This window comes from Geobacillus kaustophilus (assembly GCF_000948285.1).
Taxonomy (GTDB): Bacteria; Bacillota; Bacilli; order Bacillales; family Anoxybacillaceae; genus Geobacillus; species Geobacillus thermoleovorans_A.
In genome coordinates this window covers 1,224,000-1,242,506 of the sequence record NZ_JYBP01000003.1, presented here as the reverse complement: position 1 = coordinate 1,242,506, position 18,507 = coordinate 1,224,000, and the positions used below count along the sequence as shown (strand labels likewise).

General features: G+C 52.3%; 16 protein-coding genes. 14 read left to right on the top strand and 2 right to left on the bottom strand.

Translation table 11 applies throughout. From position 1 onward, the window contains the following. Positions 1–101: 101 nt before the first annotated feature. The 6 genes from treC to LG52_RS06655 all read left to right on the top strand — a co-directional run bounded on the left by treC (position 102) and on the right by LG52_RS06655 (position 7,894). Positions 102–1,793: an alpha,alpha-phosphotrehalase gene (treC, locus tag LG52_RS06680; RefSeq protein WP_044731362.1), complete on the top strand. Its 1,692-nt coding sequence runs from the start codon at positions 102–104 to the stop codon at positions 1,791–1,793. Positions 1,794–1,815: 22 nt separating this feature from the next. Then, complete coding sequence (treR, locus tag LG52_RS06675; RefSeq protein ID WP_044731361.1) at positions 1,816–2,529, top strand: trehalose operon repressor; 714 nt, start codon at positions 1,816–1,818, stop codon at positions 2,527–2,529. Positions 2,530–2,743: 214 nt separating this feature from the next. Then, on the top strand, positions 2,744–4,156 hold the full coding sequence (locus LG52_RS06670) for a Na+/H+ antiporter NhaC family protein (protein ID WP_044731360.1): 1,413 nt from the start codon (positions 2,744–2,746) through the stop codon (positions 4,154–4,156). A gap of 270 nt (positions 4,157–4,426) precedes the next feature. Then, positions 4,427–4,876 carry an acyl-CoA thioesterase gene (locus LG52_RS06665; RefSeq protein ID WP_044731359.1) on the top strand — a complete coding sequence of 150 codons (450 nt, stop codon included), beginning with the start codon at positions 4,427–4,429 and terminating at the stop codon, positions 4,874–4,876. A gap of 130 nt (positions 4,877–5,006) precedes the next feature. Then, positions 5,007–6,506 (top strand): aminotransferase class V-fold PLP-dependent enzyme, encoded by a 1,500-nt coding sequence (locus LG52_RS06660; protein ID WP_044731358.1) that lies wholly within the window; start codon positions 5,007–5,009, stop codon positions 6,504–6,506. A 209-nt stretch (positions 6,507–6,715) separates the two neighbouring features. After that, on the top strand, positions 6,716–7,894 hold the full coding sequence (locus LG52_RS06655; protein WP_044731357.1) for an acyl-CoA dehydrogenase family protein: 1,179 nt from the start codon (positions 6,716–6,718) through the stop codon (positions 7,892–7,894). A gap of 104 nt (positions 7,895–7,998) precedes the next feature. On the opposite strand, the gene speE is transcribed toward LG52_RS06655, so the two are convergent. Continuing rightward, positions 7,999–8,874 carry a polyamine aminopropyltransferase gene (speE, locus tag LG52_RS06650; protein ID WP_044731356.1) on the bottom strand — a complete coding sequence of 292 codons (876 nt, stop codon included), beginning with the start codon at positions 8,872–8,874 and terminating at the stop codon, positions 7,999–8,001. A gap of 269 nt (positions 8,875–9,143) precedes the next feature. After that, positions 9,144–9,587 carry a nitric oxide-sensing transcriptional repressor NsrR gene (gene nsrR, locus LG52_RS06645; protein ID WP_044731355.1) on the bottom strand — a complete coding sequence of 148 codons (444 nt, stop codon included), beginning with the start codon at positions 9,585–9,587 and terminating at the stop codon, positions 9,144–9,146. A gap of 171 nt (positions 9,588–9,758) precedes the next feature. Here nsrR and hmpA point away from each other — a divergent pair, with 171 nt between their 5' ends. From hmpA to LG52_RS06605, 8 genes are all read left to right on the top strand, one after another. After that, a complete protein-coding gene (gene hmpA, locus LG52_RS06640) occupies positions 9,759–10,994 on the top strand; it encodes an NO-inducible flavohemoprotein (protein WP_044731354.1) in 1,236 nt (411 codons plus the stop codon). Positions 10,995–11,217: 223 nt separating this feature from the next. Then, positions 11,218–12,120 (top strand): formyltetrahydrofolate deformylase, encoded by a 903-nt coding sequence (gene purU, locus LG52_RS06635; protein ID WP_044731353.1) that lies wholly within the window; start codon positions 11,218–11,220, stop codon positions 12,118–12,120. A gap of 108 nt (positions 12,121–12,228) precedes the next feature. Continuing rightward, positions 12,229–12,603 (top strand): helix-turn-helix transcriptional regulator, encoded by a 375-nt coding sequence (locus LG52_RS06630; RefSeq protein WP_044731352.1) that lies wholly within the window; start codon positions 12,229–12,231, stop codon positions 12,601–12,603. Positions 12,604–12,729: 126 nt separating this feature from the next. Then, on the top strand, positions 12,730–13,605 hold the full coding sequence (locus LG52_RS06625; protein WP_044731351.1) for an ATP-binding protein: 876 nt from the start codon (positions 12,730–12,732) through the stop codon (positions 13,603–13,605). A 10-nt stretch (positions 13,606–13,615) separates the two neighbouring features. Continuing rightward, a complete protein-coding gene (locus tag LG52_RS06620; RefSeq protein WP_044731350.1) occupies positions 13,616–15,520 on the top strand; it encodes a nitric oxide reductase activation protein NorD in 1,905 nt (634 codons plus the stop codon). Between the two features lie 17 nt (positions 15,521–15,537). Next, positions 15,538–16,779 carry a DHH family phosphoesterase gene (locus LG52_RS06615; RefSeq protein ID WP_044731349.1) on the top strand — a complete coding sequence of 414 codons (1,242 nt, stop codon included), beginning with the start codon at positions 15,538–15,540 and terminating at the stop codon, positions 16,777–16,779. A gap of 133 nt (positions 16,780–16,912) precedes the next feature. Then, complete coding sequence (locus LG52_RS06610; RefSeq protein WP_052524475.1) at positions 16,913–17,806, top strand: LysM peptidoglycan-binding domain-containing protein; 894 nt, start codon at positions 16,913–16,915, stop codon at positions 17,804–17,806. A gap of 204 nt (positions 17,807–18,010) precedes the next feature. Next, positions 18,011–18,205, top strand: a complete 195-nt coding sequence (locus tag LG52_RS06605) for a hypothetical protein (protein ID WP_044731348.1) — start codon at positions 18,011–18,013, stop codon at positions 18,203–18,205. The last annotated feature ends 302 nt before the right edge of the window (positions 18,206–18,507 follow it).

Genomic DNA, 18,507 nt, shown 5'->3' with positions numbered 1-18,507 from the left:
TGTAGTAAGGGAAGTATATTCTAAATAATCAATTTACTAACATACCATTGGCCGCCGACGCCAATGGTATGTTTTTATCCCGACGAACGAGGTGAAGAGAGATGTCAACAACCCCTTGGTGGAAAAAAGCGGTCGTTTATCAAATTTATCCGAAAAGCTTTTACGACACGAATGGAGACGGCATCGGCGATTTGCCAGGAATCATCGAAAAGCTCGATTATTTACAAGAATTGGGCGTCGATGTCATTTGGCTGACGCCGATCTACGCGTCGCCTCAGCGCGACAACGGTTATGACATCAGCGATTATTTCCGCATTCATCCCGAATACGGAACGATGGACGATTTTGACCGTTTGCTTCAAGAAGTGCACGCGCGCGGCATGAAGCTGGTGATGGACATGGTCGTCAACCATACCTCAACCGATCATGAATGGTTCAAGCAGGCACGCTCCTCGAAAACGAACCCATACCGCTCGTTTTACATTTGGCGCGACCCGAGGCCGGACGGCGGAGCGCCGAACAACTGGCAGTCGAAATTCGGCGGCTCGGCTTGGGAATACGATGAACGAACCGGGCAATATTATTTGCATTTGTTCGATGTGACGCAAGCTGATTTGAATTGGGAAAACGAAGAGCTGCGCCGCCGCATTTATGACATGATGCATTTTTGGCTCAAAAAAGGAGTGGACGGCTTTCGGCTTGACGTCATCAACTTGTTGTCAAAAGACCAGCGCTTTCCGGATGACGACGGTTCGGTGCCGCCGGGGGACGGGCGCCGCTTTTATACGGACGGACCGCGCATTCATGAGTTTTTGCAAGAGATGAACCGCGAAGTGTTTTCGAAATATGACGTCATGACGGTCGGGGAAATGTCGTCGACGACGATCGATCATTGCATCCGCTACACGAACCCGAACCACCGTGAGCTGAATATGACGTTTAACTTTCACCACTTGAAGGTCGATTATCCGAACGGAGAAAAATGGGCAGTCGCCCCATTTGATTTCCTTGCCTTAAAACGCATTTTATCCGAATGGCAAGTCCGGATGTATGAAGGCGGGGGCTGGAACGCGCTCTTTTGGTGCAACCACGATCAGCCGCGCATCGTGTCGCGCTATGGCGATGACGGGACGTATTGGAAAGAATCGGCGAAAATGCTGGCGACGACGATCCATTTGATGCAAGGAACGCCCTATATTTACCAAGGCGAAGAAATCGGCATGACGGACCCGAAATTCACCGATATTCGCGACTACCGCGACGTCGAGTCGCTCAACATGTACCGGATTTTGCGGGAACAAGGCAAAAGCGAGCGGGAAGTGCTTGAGATTTTGCAGCGGAAATCGCGCGACAATTCACGCACGCCGATGCAATGGGACGACAGCCCGCACGCTGGTTTCACGTCCGGGACGCCGTGGATTCGCGTCGCCGACAACTACCGGCGCATTAACGTGAAACAGGCGCTCACCGACCGCGATTCAATTTTTTACCACTATAAGCGGCTGATTGAATTGCGCAAGCAGTATGACATCATCACGACCGGGCGCTATGAGCTGCTGCTTGCGGACGATCCGCATATTTTTGCCTATATGCGTCATGGCGATGGAGAAAAGTTGCTTGTTGTCAACAATTTTTATCCAGTCGAAACGACGTTCACGCTGCCGGGAGAAGCAGGAGCCGATGGCTATACGGGAGAACTGCTGCTCGCCAATTATTCGGACGCGCCGGCCGATTTTCGCCGCATGCAACTGCGCCCATACGAATCGGTTGTTTATCTTTTGCGCCGGCCGTGATACAATACAAGCGGTGATTCTTATGCATGAAAACAAATATTTAACCATTTACCATGACCTCATTTCCCGCATCCGCCGCGGAGAATGGAAGGCGTACGACAAGCTGCCATCGGAACACGAGCTGGCAGCCCGGTATGAGACATCGCGCGAGACGATCCGCAAAGCGCTCCATTTGTTGTCCGAGCACGGCTATATCCAAAAAATGAAAGGAAAAGGATCCATCGTCCTTGACGTCGACAAATATGACTTTCCCGTATCTGGATTGGTCAGCTTTAAAGAACTGGCGCAGACGATGAAGAAGCCGGTGCGGACGATTGTGCATGAACTGGCGGTCATCAAGCCGGACGGCGAACTCCGGCAGCATCTGCGCGCCTCAAGCAAAGACGAAGTGTGGAAAGTCGTGCGCGTCCGTGAAATCGGCGGTGAGCGGATTATTTTGGATAAAGACTTTTTTCTGAAAAAGCATGTGCCGCTATTGACCAAAGAGATTTGCGAAGACTCGATTTATGAATATTTGGAAACGAAGCTGCATTTGCCGATCAGCTTTGCGAAAAAAGAGATATCGGTCGACGAAGCGACGGACGAAGACCGCCGTTATTTGGACCTAAACGGCGATGACCGCGTCGTTGTCGTCAAAAACTACGTGTATTTAAGCGATGCTGCATTGTTTCAATACACGGAATCGCGTCACCGGCTCGACAAGTTCCGATTTGTCGATTTTGCGCGCCGGAAATGACGACGCCTTCCGTGCCCCCAAGTTGTTTGAGAGCCAGCCTGGAGCTGATGGAAGTGAGCCACGCTGCAAACTGCAGCGCGGCTTTTTTTGTTTGCACGGGGCAACATAAATTTAATAAGTAAAACTATGTTCTAAATCATCAATGAAAATCATAAAAAAACTACATTATGGCTATCCTTCTTGGTAACAACATCATCGCAAAGGAGGCGCCGACGTGGAAGGAACATGGTGGTCGCTGTTGCCTTTTCTGCTCATCATTCCGTTGGCGGTATGGCTGAAAGAAATTTTGCCCGGCCTCGTGGCCGGATTGCTCGTCGGAACGTTTTGCCTTGAGTGGTCGGCTGTCGGCGCGATTGAGCGTGCTGTTTCCGCTGTTCTTCACGCCCTGACCGATCCGGAGCATATGAAGGTGGCCGCGTTTTTGTATTTGTTCGGTTCGCTTGTCGGCATAATGCAAATTACCGGCGGGATCAAAGGGTTTGTCGAGAGACTTTCCGCTCGCATCCGCTCGAAGCGGGGGATTTTGTTGTTCGTTTGGCTGACGGTGCCGGTGACGTTTTTTATGCCGATGTTTCGCATTATGCTCCTTGGACCAGTGATGAAAGCGGTCCTTCGCCAGTTTCGCATCGACCGCCGCCGCATGGCGTACATGATCGACGTCTCGACCGAGCCGATCATCGTTCTTTTGCCAGCGGCGACAGCGTTCGTCGGCTTTATGACTTCTGTTGTCGCCGCGGCGCTGGCGCAAAACGACATTCACGAATCGCCGTATGACGTGTTTTTGCGCAGCCTGCCGTACAACTTGTTTGCGATTGTCGCTCTGGCCGTCGGGGTGTTGACGATGATGTTGAACATCCGGATCGGCAAACCGCGGGCGAAAAAAGGAGAAGGGGAGACAAATACACTGCACGGGCTCGGATTGCGCAAGGAGCTGGCGCTGATCAACGGGGAGCCGTTGCACTTGTTTGTCCCGTTGGCGCTGTTAATCGCGCTGACGTTTGCCTTTTTCGTGTACGACGGGAGGAAACGCGGGGCGGAGAATTGGTGGGAGGCGTTTTCCGCGGCCGATGCGACATGGGCGATGCTGTTGGCGCTATTTGTGACCATCCTTTTGTCGATGATGTTTTATTTGTGGCGCCGACAATCACTCTCAGAGTTGACGTATCACTTTTTTGCCGGAGGAAACGAGCTGATGGCGCCGATCGGCATGCTCGTTCTCGTCTGGGCAGTCTCGGCGGTGGCGGGGGAACTCGGATTTGCGGAGTACGTGTCGTCGACGTTCGGCACATGGCTGCCGGGGGCATTCGTGCCAGCGGCCGTGTTTTTGGTCGGATCGTTTTTATCATACTTTATTGGTTCTTCATGGGGAACGTGGGGCATTTTGATGCCGCTTGGCGTCACGCTTTCCCATGCGACCGGGGCGCCGCTCGAGGTGACAGTCGGCGCCGTGTTTGCGAGCGGGACGTTTGGCGCCTTTGCTTCGCCGCTTGGCGATACGACGATTACAACCGCAGCCATTATGGATATGGACTTAATGAGCTATGCGAAATATAAACTGCGCATCTCTCTCCTTTGCGCCGGCGTGTCGCTCGCAGGATACGTTCTTTTGCCGCTTTGGATGCCATGAACCAGCGGAACGCGCTGCCGGCCGGTCTTTTCAGGCTTCCTAATAGGTGAACAGGCCGGGATGTTCACCGTCCCATTTTATAATCACAAACAATGTTCTAAATAATTAATAAATCAACAATTGAAAACAAAAGCAAATCAGAGTATGATAAAAACAACATACTGACTAGTTGGTAGCTACAAATCCAACTCAGTCACCCCCCATGCCCACCCAAACGAATATTGTGGGCGAAAGGGGCAAAAAAAAAAGGAAAGAAAGGAAGAGGGAGAAATGAAGACGCACATCATTACCGTCAACCCACGCTTTTGTGAAACTGATGCGCTCGGACATTTAAGCAACATTAGCTATTTTATTTATTTAGAAGAAGCGCGCACCCGCCTGTTTGATGAATTGCGTTACGGCGGGCGAACGGAGGACTGGCATTTTATTTTAGCTTCCACCAAGTGCGATTTTATCAACCAAGGATTCTTCGGACGACGATTGCGCGTGGAAACCAATGTCTCCCGGATCAGCAATAAAAGCTTTCAATGCATTCATCGCATCATGGAAGAGGAAACAGGAAGACTGATCGCCATCGGAGAGGCAGCGGTCGTCCATTTCAATTTCCAAACCCAAACGAGCGAACCATTGCCCGATGACTTGCGGACCATGCTTGCCGAATACCTTGTGCCGCCCGTGGGGGAAACGATTTCGCCGTTATCATGCAAAAAAAGGGAGTAAAAAAGGGAGTGGAATACCATCCGCCTGTACGGCGGATTTTTCATTTTCAACTTTCCCACGTTTTTTGGACCGAACCACCGAAGACGACATACTTTGTAAATAGACGAAATGGCGGAAAGGGGGAATAAACATGGCCATTCACGCTGTGATCGGCAATTCGGTGTATACATGCCGCGGAGAGCTTGAGACGTATTTTCAGCCGTTTCGCGATGGAACGATCGGCCGCTTTCATCCGTTTTCTACGCCGTTTGGCAAACAGCGGCTTATTTACGCCGACTGGACGGCAAGCGGGCGGCTGTACCGGCCGATTGAAGAGAAGCTGACACATGAGCTCGGTCCATTTGTCGGCAACACGCATACGGAATCGAATGTGACCGGAACGAAAACGACGCTTGCCTATCGCTATGCAAAAGAAATCATCAAACAGCACGTTCATGCCGGGAAAAACGACGTCTTAATCATGCAAGGCGCCGGGACCACAAGCGCCGTCAACAAGCTGCAGCGTCTGCTTGGCTTGCGCGTACCGGAACGGTGGAAGCACCGCTTGTCCCTTCATGATGAGGAGCGGCCAGTCGTCTTTGTCACCCATATGGAGCACCATTCAAATTTATTGCCATGGGTGGAAACCATCGCGGAAGTCGTGGCGGTCCGGCCGACAGAGAACGGGGATGTCGATCTTGACCATTTGCGCGAGCTGCTGGAGCGCTACCGAGATCGGCCGCAAAAAATCGGTGCATTTACTGCTTGCTCGAACGTCACGGGATTGGAAACCCCATATCATAAGCTGGCGAAAATCATGCACGAGCATGGCGGCCTTTGCTTTGTTGATTTTGCTGCTTCCGCTCCGTACGTCCGCATCGATATGCATCCGGACGACCCAATGGAGCAGCTTGATGCCATTTATTTCTCCCCCCATAAGTTTCTTGGCGGACCAGGCAGCGCCGGCGTACTTCTCTTTAACAGCCGTCTTTATCATCAGCACGCTCCGGATCACCCCGGCGGTGGGACGGTGTATTGGACCGACCCGTGGGGGAACTATGAATACATTCAAGCCATTGAAGAACGCGAAGATGGCGGAACACCGCCGTTTTGGCAAACCATCAAGGCAGCGTTGGCCATCCAGCTGAAAGAGCAAATGAACGTAAAACAGATGCGCGCCCGCGAAAAGGAACTTGTTTCCCTTCTTTTGCCGGCGTTGAAAAGCACTCCCGGTGTCCGCGTGCTTGAAGGACATCGGAACGACCGTCTTGGCATCATCTCGTTTGTCATAGATGGGTTGCATTACAACCTTGTTGTCAAACTGCTGAATGACCGCTTCGGCATTCAAGCGCGCGGGGGATGTTCCTGCGCCGGACCTTACGGCCACTATTTGCTTGGCATCGACAAGGAACAATCCGCTGCGTTGCTTCAAGAAGTCAAAAACGGCAATCCTCTCGCCAAACCAGGATGGGTGCGTCTGTCGCTCCATCCTACGATGACGAACGAAGAAGTGTATGCGATCATCCGCGCCGTCCGTCAAATCGCCCGCTATGGCCGCCGTTGGCAGGAAGAATATGAATACGACGCTACGAAAAACGAGTTCGTCCACCGCGGCGATGATCGGTACATCCGGCATTTCTTCCTTTTTTGAGCGGTTGCTGCAGCAATGCTTAAACTCTGACATATAGCCAAGGGGGAATTCAGGCAGAAAGATATGTTCCGCCTTGCGATCACAACGAAACGTTTTCATCATGAGGATCGTCCGTGTTCCACGGACGGCTTTTTTGCGCATTTTTGTTTTCACCTTTGGTCAAAAGCAGTACAATGAAAGCATCTCGATCAAAAAAGAAGGGGAGAACGATGAACGAGTTGTATCACTTGCTTGTGCGGACCGATCGGGAGCAGCAATTATACGACCAAGCGCGGCGCCTTGCCGAGCGGTTTGCCAAAAGGGCGGCTCACGATGACGAACGGGCTGAGTTTCCATTTGCCGATTTTGCCGATTTGAAAGAGGCGGGATTCCTTTCGTTGACCATCCCCGCTGAATACGGCGGCCAAGGGGCGTCGCTGTATGAGCTCGTGCTCGTGCAAGAGACGATCGCCCAAGGCTCTGGGGCAACAGCTTTGTCATTCGGCTGGCATGCCAGCATTCTCATGCGTTTATTTTTGCTTCGCCGCTGGCCGGAGCCGGTGCTCGCCCGCCTGGCGAAAGAAGTCGTTTGCCGCCACTCGCTCATCAACAGCGCTCATTCCGAACGGGCGACAGGCAGCCCGGCGCGCGGGGGCAAACCCGAAACGACGGCCGTTTTTCGCGATGGCCGCTTTGTGCTTCGCGGACGAAAAACCTTTGCGTCACTGGCTCCTGCACTCGATTACGTCTTAATTTCCGCCACGATGGAAGACGGTCGGGTCGGTGAATTTCTCGTGCCGATGTCTGCTTCAGGCATCCGCATCGAGCCGACGTGGAACACCCTTGGCATGCGGGCGACGCGCAGCGATGATCTTGTTCTTGAAGAAGTCGAAGTCGACCAAGAGGCGCTCGTCGAGACGCTCGGGGAATCGAACGAAGCCGCACCGGCGCAAGGATGGCTGTTGCACGTTCCGGCTTGTTACTTAGGCATCGCCATTGCGGCGCGCAATGAGGCACTTCGCTTTGCCAAGACGTACCAGCCTAATACCCTGCCTCACCCAATCGCCCTAACACCCGAAGTGCAGCGGAAAATCGCGGAAATGGAATGGCGCCTCACCCATGCGCGCCATTTCCTGTACGCGGTCGCCGACTTATGGGATCGCTATCCGGAAAAACGGATGGCGATGAAAGAGGAGTTGGCAACAGCCAAATTGGTCGCCACCAATACCGCGCTTGAAGTCGTCGATTGGGCGATGCGCATTGTCGGCGGACAAAGCTTGTTTGCTGACAACCCGCTCCAGCGGCATTACCGTGACGTCCGCGCTGGACTCTACAACCCGCCGGCGGATGACTTGACGTTTCAATGGCTTGCCAAGCGGGCACTGGCCCACAACCCGCCGGCGCAATGAAACAAGAAAGCGGGTGGAATAATAGAAAGCGTAAAGAGGATCACTCAAATGACACAAAAAAGCTGTCCCCCCAAAGCAGGGACAGCTTTTTCCATGCCAAGCCGTTATTCCACCTCAAGCGCCGAGCGCAAAAACTCGGGCAAGGCGAAACATTGACGGAAGACCGCATCATTGACGTATTTCGTGTCGTTTGGAATAGTTGTTTGCGCCGGAAACACCAGCGGCCGTTTCGAGCCGATCGTAAAGCTCCACAGTCCGCCTGGATACGTCGGCACCACTGCTGTGTACACGAGCACATGCTGGAACAGTTCGCGAATGTTGCGGTACGTCCGTTTCAAAATATCCAAGTGGAAAATCGGCGACTGGCTTTGGCAGACCATCAGCCCGTCTGCTTTCAACGCGCGATGGACGTTGGCGTAAAACTCCAGTGAAAACAAGGCTTCCGCTGGGCCGACTGGGTCGGACGAGTCGATCATAATGACGTCGTAGACGTTTTCTTTCCCTTGCACAAACACGACGCCATCATCATATACAAACCGCATGCGCGGGTCAGATAAGTTGCCGGAGACGGCTGGCAAATGCTCTTTGCACGCCCGGACGACTTTTTCGTCGATTTCCACCATGTCGATGGCTTCCAGATGAGCGTATTTCGCCGTCTCACGAGCTGCGCCGCAGTCGCCGCCGCCGATGATGAGCACCCGTTTCGCTTCCGGATGAAACTGCAGCGGCACGTGCGAAATCATTTCGTTATAAATATGGCCGTCAATTGAGGTCGTTTGCACGACGCCATCGAGTACGAGCATGCGGCCAAAATCGTACGAATCCAAAATCATCACATGCTGGTACTCGGACGGCTCGGCAAAAATCACCTCTTTGATTCGATAGCTGATTTTTAAGTTGTCGCGATCATCTTCGGTGAGCCAAAGCTCTCCATTGTCCATATGCAAGTAAGGTGGTAAAGCGGTTCCTTTGTGTTTCATTGTGACCTCCTTCAGTCATGCAGATGTTTTCACACCTTTCTAATCTTAATATATTCTTCGTCTTGTGGCAAACAAAGGGGATGTGATCGGCCGGTGCCGGACGTATTGCCCATGGTTTTCGACTGGTTTCGTTTTTTAACTAATGATCAGTATTACCGCCACATCACGCGCAAAGGCCGCCATCGGTTTCGCATCATCCCGCGTCTTCCTTCCGTAGAGCGATGCTTAACACCAAAAAACTCTCCTTATAATAGCCGGAAAGTTTTTTCTCAACCGCGCCGCTCTTTCAATAAAGAACGAAGCGACGCTCGGTCTTCAAGCAAATCGGCGAGTGTATACGCATCCAGCACACGCAAAAACGCCTCTAACGCCTCGTGAAGTGCGAAGCGAAGCCGACATACCGGCGTTAAGACGCACTCATTGCCGTGGGCGGCAAAACACTCGACAAGCGACAAGTTTTCCTCCGTTTCGCGAACAACCGCGCCGATGACAATCTCCTCGGGGCGTTTCGCAAGGCGGATTCCGCCGTTGCGCCCACGGATCGTTTCAATGTAGCCGAGTTTGCCAAGCTCATGGACGATTTTGCTTAAATGATGCTCTGAAATGGAAAAGGCAGCGGCAATGTCTTTGATGTTTGTTTTTTCTTCTTCATCAAGCGCGCCTAAAAACAAGAGGACGCGCAAGGCGTATTCCGTATAGTTCGTCAACTGCATCGTGATTCACAACCTTTAAGCGACGTTCTTGATCCCATTGTACCACACCCGATTCGAACGGAGAATTGTGAACAATTTATTAAAGATGTATTTGAAATATTGCTTTTTCGCAGTGCCCATGGTTGAATAAAAGATGTATTAAAAATACATGTTTTACAAGGGGATGAAATCATGACAACGACAACGAAATTGCATCCAAAAACGATTGAAATTGTGAAATCAACGGCGCCTGTCTTGGAAACACATGGCGAACAAATTACGAAGCGGTTTTATGAACTCATGTTTTCCAATCATCCGGAACTGCTCAATATTTTCAACCACGCCAACCAAAAGCAAGGGCGGCAGCAACGCGCCTTGGCCGCAGCCGTGTATGCGGCAGCGCGCTATATCGACCAGCTTGATGCTATTTTGCCGGTTGTGCGGCAAATCGGCCATAAACACCGCAGCTTAGGAATCAAACCAGAACAATACCCGATCGTCGGAAAGCATTTGTTGCTGGCGATCAAAGACGTGCTCGGCGACGCCGCCACCGACGAAGTGATCACGGCTTGGGCGGAAGCATATGAAGCCATTGCGTCCGTTTTCATTCAAGTGGAAAAAGAGCTCTACGATGAGGCAGCGGCCAAACACGGAGGCTGGCGTGACTTTCGCCGATTTGTCGTCGTGAAAAAGGTGAAAGAAAGCGGCGTCATCACTTCGTTTTATTTGGAGCCGGAAGACGGCAAGGCCATCAGTGATTATTTGCCGGGCCAATACGTCAGCGTCAAACTGTCGATTCCGGGCGAGACGTATACGCATATTCGCCAATACAGCTTATCGGATGCTCCTGGAAAAGGGTATTACCGCATCAGCGTCAAACGGGAAGCAGCTACAGCGGACAAGCCGGCCGGCATTGTTTCCAACTATTTGCATGATCATGTCCAAGAGGGCGACGTGCTCGATCTTAGCGCTCCAGCCGGCGATTTTACGCTTGATTTGTCCAAAACGACGCCGGTTGTGTTCATCAGCGGCGGCGTCGGCATCACTCCGCTTTTGAGCATGGCGCATACGTTGGCCATCCGCCAACCGACCCGCCCAGCGACGTTTTTGCATGCTGCTTTGAATGGACGCGTGCACGCGTTTGATGAAGAGCTTCGGATGTTGGCGGAACGCCCGTCATTTTCTTACCGTATTTGTTACGAGTCGCCATCCGATGAGGACCGCCGCCATCCGCATTTTGACAAAGAAGGGCGGATCGACCTTGCATGGATGCAATCCGTGATCCCGACGAAAGACGCAGACTTTTATTTCTGCGGCCCGGTGCCGTTTATGAAAACCGTCTATCGTGCCCTAAAACAATGGGGTGTGCCAGAGGAGCACATCCATTACGAATTTTTCGGCCCGGCCGGCGATTTGACGAAAGACTGAGAGAGGTTTTTCACTTGCCAGGGGCTGACCCAAAAGGGTAATTTTCCTTAAACAAAACACAACATATTGTTTTTTTAATGATTGCTTTATACTTATATACGGAATAAGAAAGGGTGTCCCGATCCTTTTGGGACACCCTCTTTTGTTATCTTCCCTGTTGGCAAGTTCATGAATTTTTTGTATGATGAATTGCAAGAAAAGCAAGAAAAAGGAGAGACAACGCATGACGACATTTCGCCAACATCGCTGGCAATCATTTTTGCAAGGTTACGAGCAGCGCGCGCGGCTCCTCATTTCCTGCCCGGATCGTCCGGGCATCGTCGCGGCAGTGACATCGTTTCTTTATGAACAAGGAGCGAACATCGTCGAATCGAGCCAATACTCGACCGATCCTGAAGGGGGAACGTTTTTTCTCCGCCTCGAATTTGATTGTCCGGACATCGCTAAGCGAAAAGAGGCGATCGAAGCAGCGTTTGCACCGATTGCCGAGGAGTTTCGCATGGATTGGAAACTTCGGCTGCACAACGACATCCGACGGATCGCCATTTTTGTCTCCAAAGCCGAGCATTGTCTGCTTGAGCTGCTTTGGCAATGGCAAGCGGGGGAGTTGATCGCCGACATCGCCCTTGTCGTAAGCAATCACCCGGATTTGCGCGAGACGGTCGAGTCATTTGGCATCCCTTATGTGCATATTCCGGTGACGAAAGAAACGAAAGCGGACGCCGAAGCCGAACAAATCCGTCTGCTTCGCGACTATCGGATCGACACGATCGTGCTCGCCCGCTACATGCAAATTTTGTCGCCGGCGTTTGTCGCTGAATTTCCGGGGCGGATCATCAACATCCATCACTCGTTTTTACCCGCCTTTATTGGCGCTCGTCCGTACGAGCGGGCTTATGAGCGCGGCGTCAAATTGATCGGCGCGACATCGCACTATGTCACCGATGATTTGGATGAAGGGCCGATCATTGAGCAGGACGTCGCCCGCGTCGACCATCGCCATCATCCGGACGACTTGAAGCGAATCGGTCGCTTGATCGAAAAAACGGTGCTCGCCCGGGCGCTTCGGTGGCATTTGGAAGACCGGGTCATCATCCACGGCAATAAAACGATCGTGTTTTATTGAAAACGAGCGGGGAAGGATTTTTTCTTTCCCGCATGATATAATGAAAACAAGCAGGAGTTCGCGGCCAAAAGAGCGAAATTCAATCCATAAGGAAGGAGGGAGCAACCCATGGGGGAGAAACGGACGCCCAGCGGTTTTCTGTTAAAACAACGTGCGTTTTTAAAATTGTATTTGATTACGCTCACCGAGCAAGAGCGATTGTACGGGCTAAAGCTGCTTGATGTATTGCGCCAAGAGTTCAAGCCGTTCGGCTACCGGCCGAACCACTCCGAAGTGTATAAGGCGCTGCATGATTTGATCGAAGACGGCATTTTGCAACAAGTGAAGCGAAAAAAAGAAGGGATGAAGTACCAAGAAGTCGTCTACTATCGGTTTGCCGAGGGCGGGGAAGAAAAGGCGAAATTGTACAAACGCCAACTGAAGGTGGAACTGGACCGGTGCGCGGCGCTCATTCGCAAGGCAATTGAGGACAACTTCGGTTGAGAGCGCCTCGTTTTTTCTTTGTTATATTTACATAATATATTTATGGTCTAATTCTTTTGTTTTGCGTCCCGCCGGGCGATCTAGTAGAATGAGAGGGGAAGATCGCCACAGAGAGGAAGGCAGAAGATGGGAACATGGCCGTTGACGGTCACGAAAGAAATGGAAAAGCGAAAAGAACTGTTCCGCCGCGATCCGGATCGCGCGTTGATTGGAGCGGGCGGGTACAAGGCGGCAGATGAGGCGATCGTGCACGCTGCCGCCATTGCGCTCGCGCTTGGGAAAAACGTACTCTTAAAAGGCCCGACCGGATCGGGAAAAACGCGGCTTGCTGAAACGTTGTCCGCTTTGTTTGGTCAACCGATGCACAGCATCAACTGTTCCGTGGACTTGGACGCCGAAGCATTGCTCGGTTTTAAGACGATCGTGCACAAAAACGGCCAGGCGGTGATCGAGTACGTGCCCGGACCAGTCATCCAGGCGATGACAAAAGGGCATTTGCTATACATTGACGAAATTAATATGGCGAAACCAGAGACGCTGCCGATTTTAAACAGCGTCCTTGACTACCGGCGGCGGCTCACGAATCCGCTCACCGGCGATGTCGTGCAGGCGAAACCAACATTTGGCGTCATCGCCGCGATCAATGAAGGCTATATTGGCACCGTACCGCTCAATGAGGCGCTCAAAAACCGGTTTGTCGTCATCAATGTGCCGTATGTGCAAGGAGAAACATTAAAATCGGTATTATTGGCGCAAACTACATTAACGGATGAAACGTTGATCGATCGTTTCGTCGCCTTGTCGGCTGATCTGCTTGCGCAAGTGCGAAACGGACAAATCGCCGAGGAAGCGGCTTCGGTGCGCGCTTTGTTGGATGCGTGCGATTTGGCAGCGTACATGCCGCCATTGCGGGCCATTGAACGAAGCATCGTCGATAAGCTCGACGATGAACGGGAACGGGCCGCGGTGCGCAACATCGCTGAAACGTGGTTTGACGAATAGGAGGCTGCATATGGAACGGTTTATGATGTTCAATGACCGAACGGTCGATTCGAGTTTGGTCATGCAGCTTTCTGACCTCGCCCAAACGCTCATGCGCCGCCGCGACGTTGCCATCCAGTTCGCCGCCCATTCCGGCGTGCATTCTACCAAGCCGGTCGTTTACGTCAGCCATTTTTGGTATGGGTATCCGCCATTGGAGCGGGAAACGGCAATGAAAACCGATGTCGGCTTGCGCATCATCGGCACGCGGCGGCATACCGACCTATCGGCGGTCCGCGCCTTCCGACATGCGGTGGAATCCAGACCGCTCTCCAAGCTTTCCAAACAGCTGTTTACATTCGCTGAAGATCTTCGCTTGGAAGCCGTCTGCGAGCGGGAACGTCCCGGGATGAAGCGATGGTTCCGCACGCGCCGCCGCTTGTACCGCCGCTACTTCACTCAGCAATGGCAAGCGAATCGAACGCGCGGCGCTTGGGCTGATCAGTTTTTGGCGGCCATGTATTTGCGGCTCACGGCCGATTCGCCGCTTGATGATGCGCCGCTGGCTCCAATGGCGGATGAAGCGGTGCAGGCGCGCCTCGAAACGTTATGGCCGCAATTTTTTGACGCTTCCTCGACAGCCGAGGTGGCGGACTGGGCGTTTGCCGTTGTGGAACTGATGGGGGACGTGTTGCCTCATGATATGGTCAATGCCTATACATCGCTGCCAATCGTTGAGGATGATGCGGACGAGAAAACGATGACGCTTCAAGATCTCAAACGGACCAATCCATTGGAAAACCGCGATGCCCTTCAAGAGGCGGATGGAGAGGCCAAGCGGCAAGTGCTGCCAACGTGGCATCGGGAAACGAGCCGGGCGGGCGGAAGCTTTCTCCGTTTTGAGCTCGAACGAGGCAGCCGCACCGAGATCATCAGCGATGAGGCGAGGCCGGGTGAAGACGGCGATCAGGCATTGGTCGTCGTGAAAGGAACGTCTCGGCCGACGGCGCGAAACGAGTATGGCCTGGAAGCGCAAGCATCCTTCAGCGAACAGCCGCCGGCTGGAAACAGTGCGCCGTATGGCGAGGCCAACCGCCAAGCCGATCTTGTGCTTCTTCCTTCGTCGCCAAACCTCGCGCATCTTGAGCAATACCGCGCCAAACAGGCGGCGGTGGCGCCGTACCGAAAACGGCTTGTGCGCATCATGGAACAATGGCTTGAACACAAGCGCTCCGCTTGGCGCACGAACTTATCCGCCGGTCGGCTGCGCAAACAATTGGTGTCGTTTTTCACTGATGAGCGGCCGCGCTTGTTTTACAAAAAAGGCGAGCCGACGCGGCGGTTTGATGCGGTATTCGGCCTGCTGGTCGACTGCTCGGCTTCGATGCACGACAAAATGGAGGAGACGAAAACCGGGCTCGTTCTTTGCCATGAAGTGCTGAAAACGTTGCGCGTGCCGCACCAAATTGTCGGATTTTGGGAAGATGCGAACGAAGCAACCGCTTCGCGTCAGCCGAACTATTTGCAGATGGCGGTCTCATTCCGCCGCTCGCTTGAGCCGTCGAGCGGTCCGGCGATTCTGCAGCTCGAGCCGCATGAAGATAATCGCGATGGATTGGCGATTCGCTGGATGACCGAACAGCTCCTCAAGCGCCCGGAAGCACAAAAAGTGCTGCTCGTCTTCTCTGACGGCGAACCCGCCGCGTACGGATATGAACAAAACGGCATCATCGATACGCACGAAGCAGTCGCCGAAGCGCGCCGCCGCGGCATTGAGGTCGTCAATCTCTTTTTAGGCCACGGGGCCGACGATGAGCAGACGCGGCGGACGATTGAAAACATCTATGGTCGCTTCCGCGTCTTTGTGCCGCATGCAGGCGAGCTGCCGGACCGGCTGCTTCCACTCTTGAAAACGTGGTTGCAAAAAAGTTTGTGACAAAAAGGTGGGACCCCATGATCAAATTATTCACTGACAGCGATCTAGACGGCATTGGTTGCGGATTGCTCGCGAAGTTGGCGTTTGCCGAAGTGAACATTTCGTTTTGTTCCTATCGTAATTTGGATGAACGGGTTGCCCAATTCTTGCAAAGCGACGAGGCCAACGGCGCCATGTTGTTTATCACCGACTTGGCCGTCGGCAAGGAAGTAGAACAGCAGCTAGCCGAACGCGCGGCGCGCGGCGGCCATGTGCAAGTGATCGACCACCACGTGACGGCGCTTCATTTCAATAACTATCCGTGGGGATGGATCGTACCAGCAAGAGACGATGGCAAAAAAACGTCTGCCACTTCACTCTTTTACGATTATCTGGTCCGTGAAGGAATGCTTGTGCCAAACGAAACAATTGACGTCTTCGTCGAGCTCGTCCGCCAATACGACACGTGGGAATGGGAAGAGAAGGGGAATTCGCAAGCGAAGCGGCTGAATGATTTGTTGACGATTTTAGGGCTTGACGGCTTTTGGGAGACGATGAGCGAGCGGCTCGCTTCCGGCGAACCGTTCGCTTTGACGGAAACGGAAGAGCTGCTTTTGGATATGGAAGAAAAGAAAATTCAACGCTACATTCGACAAAAACAAAAGCAGCTCGTCCAGCGCTGGCTTGGAAACTATTGCATCGGCGTTGTGTTTGCCGAACGCCATTTGTCGGAATTGGGCAATGCGTTATCCAAGCGTTATCCTCATCTTGACTTGATCGCTTTAGTCAATATGGGGACAAAGCATATCGGCTTCCGCACCATTCACGATAATGTCAACGTCGCTGAGTTCGCTAAGCAGTTTGGCGGCGGCGGCCATCCGAAAGCGTCCGGTTGCCTTATCGACGACACGACGTTTCCGCTTTTCGTCGTCGAGACGTTTCCGCTTTTGCCGGTATACGGTGATGCGGAACAAAATCAATGGAACCAAAAAAACGAGGAAGAAGGGGTGTTTTGGACGAACCACCACGGCCAATGGTGGCTGAGTCGCAAAACCGCTCAAGGTTGGAGTGTGTATGCCAATGGGGGAGAGACCCATACGTTCCCAGAGGAAACCGCCGGCGAACGTTGGCTGAAGCGGCAGTTCGCTGCTGGCCTTGCCCATGATGCAGCCGTGCTCGACTTTTTAAGCGTTCGGCTCGGACGAGACAAAGATGCCATTCAAGCCGACTATAAAGCGGCCGTCAAACAATACAAGCAACAAACCGGCATTGAATCATGATGCCGGTTTTCTTTTTCTAAGAAACTGAACTGTGCTAATTTCCTGTATTTACTGTCTTGTCCTTTCTGTCTGTTTCCTTATAAAATACAACTGTACCATTCTATAAACCTAACACTGCAGGGAGAGGAAACTGATGAGGAAAGGGCAAAGGAAACGAACGTATGGTGCGGCGCTCGTCGCTCTTTGGCTGGCTGGAGGCATTGCCGATAATGTAAACGCTTCCAATTCGGCATACACGGTCCAAAACGGGGACAGTTTATGGAAGATCGCGCATATATACGGCGTGTCCATTGCGGATCTTAAGAGTTGGAACAACTTAGCAAGCGACACGATTTACCCGGGGCAGACGCTGCGCGTCACTCCGCCATCCACCAACAATTCATCCTCATCTTCAGCCGCTGCAGCGATCGTTTATACCGTTCGGGCTGGAGACAGTTTATATGCCATCGCGCAAAAATACGGCGTGACGGTCGCTGAGCTGAAAACTGCCAACCGTCTATCCACGGATACGATTTATGTTGGCCAGACTCTCACGATCCCGCAAGCAGCGCCGACTCCGCCGACGGCGCTCCCTCAGTTGCAGGATGGCATTTTTCCTCTCAAAGCGGGGACATATACACCATTTTCCGATACGTACGGGCAAAGTCGAAGCTACGGGGGAGAGAGGAGGCATGAAGGGACAGACATTTTCGCTTCCAAAGGAACGCCTGTTTACGCCGCTGTGGACGGCACGGTCGTTCGGTATGGGTGGAGTGAACTCGGTGGCTGGCGGCTGACCATTCGGACAAAGGCCGGGCTGTTTCTCTATTATACCCACTTGCAAGGATATGCGGCGAATCTGTCGGAAGGACAAGCTGTCGTGAAAGGACAGCTCGTCGGCTTTGTCGGCGACTCTGGCTACGGTCCGGTCGGCACGACTGGAAAATTTGCCCCGCACTTGCACGTTGGCCTGTATGATGCGAACTGGAATGCGATCAATCCGTATCCATACCTAAAATATTGGGAACAAAACGGATTGCGGCACTAACTGGCAAGATCATCACAACCCGCAAGGTCCAACAGCCACATATGCGCAAAAAGAAAAAGGTGTTCCGATCTCTTTTAGGAAGGATTGGGACACCTTTATTTGTTGCGGAAACGCTGAAGAGAAAAAGTTAACATAATTGTAACAGTTTTTGTGTTTAGGAAAAACAGTCTTTGATTATAATAAGTATATAGGGAGGTGAGGACGGTGAAACAGTATGTATTTTCCTTCTACACAGTCCAAGGGAAAACGATTGTGTGGGAAGAGGCTATTCTGGCATCTGGGATGATGGAAGCCTTTTCAAAAGCCCGACGGCTTCTAGTGAAGCATAAGCAAGAAAAAGGCGTGCCAGTTCGCGTTCGGTATAAAGGCGTCCGCTATCGTCAAACGGATATTGCCTAAACGAAAGGAGAAAGGATGAGATCATGCGGTCCCTGCAGCTGCCGACGCGCAGTGGGTAACGCGCAGCTTCTTGAATGAGAAATCAAGAGGCTGCGCGTTTTTATTTTAGGTGGGCGTGTCGATGGGCGTTTTTTTGTTTTGTCTCACTATTATGAGATTACTTGTTATCGAAACAGACCCTTTCGCAACTTCTTATAATTTATATTATGTAAACTAAACAAATTTCCCGAAAATTGAGGGTTTCTTCCCTCAAGTGCCCATAAAATCAATTATTCGGAACTTGTTAACCTAAGTTCCCCTCA

What these genes read in the sequence shown, in the direction of transcription:
- treC (WP_044731362.1), top strand. Translation starts at nt 102, where the DNA reads ATGTCAACAACCCCTTGGTGGAAAAAAGCGGTCGTTTATCAAATTTAT.
- treR (WP_044731361.1), top strand. Translation starts at nt 1,816, where the DNA reads ATGCATGAAAACAAATATTTAACCATTTACCATGACCTCATTTCCCGC.
- LG52_RS06665 (WP_044731359.1), top strand. Translation starts at nt 4,427, where the DNA reads ATGAAGACGCACATCATTACCGTCAACCCACGCTTTTGTGAAACTGAT.
- LG52_RS06660 (WP_044731358.1), top strand. Translation starts at nt 5,007, where the DNA reads ATGGCCATTCACGCTGTGATCGGCAATTCGGTGTATACATGCCGCGGA.
- LG52_RS06655 (WP_044731357.1), top strand. Translation starts at nt 6,716, where the DNA reads ATGAACGAGTTGTATCACTTGCTTGTGCGGACCGATCGGGAGCAGCAA.
- speE (WP_044731356.1), bottom strand. Translation starts at nt 8,874, where the DNA reads ATGAAACACAAAGGAACCGCTTTACCACCTTACTTGCATATGGACAAT.
- nsrR (WP_044731355.1), bottom strand. Translation starts at nt 9,587, where the DNA reads ATGCAGTTGACGAACTATACGGAATACGCCTTGCGCGTCCTCTTGTTT.
- hmpA (WP_044731354.1), top strand. Translation starts at nt 9,759, where the DNA reads ATGACAACGACAACGAAATTGCATCCAAAAACGATTGAAATTGTGAAA.
- purU (WP_044731353.1), top strand. Translation starts at nt 11,218, where the DNA reads ATGACGACATTTCGCCAACATCGCTGGCAATCATTTTTGCAAGGTTAC.
- LG52_RS06630 (WP_044731352.1), top strand. Translation starts at nt 12,229, where the DNA reads ATGGGGGAGAAACGGACGCCCAGCGGTTTTCTGTTAAAACAACGTGCG.
- LG52_RS06625 (WP_044731351.1), top strand. Translation starts at nt 12,730, where the DNA reads ATGGGAACATGGCCGTTGACGGTCACGAAAGAAATGGAAAAGCGAAAA.
- LG52_RS06620 (WP_044731350.1), top strand. Translation starts at nt 13,616, where the DNA reads ATGGAACGGTTTATGATGTTCAATGACCGAACGGTCGATTCGAGTTTG.
- LG52_RS06615 (WP_044731349.1), top strand. Translation starts at nt 15,538, where the DNA reads ATGATCAAATTATTCACTGACAGCGATCTAGACGGCATTGGTTGCGGA.
- LG52_RS06610 (WP_052524475.1), top strand. Translation starts at nt 16,913, where the DNA reads ATGAGGAAAGGGCAAAGGAAACGAACGTATGGTGCGGCGCTCGTCGCT.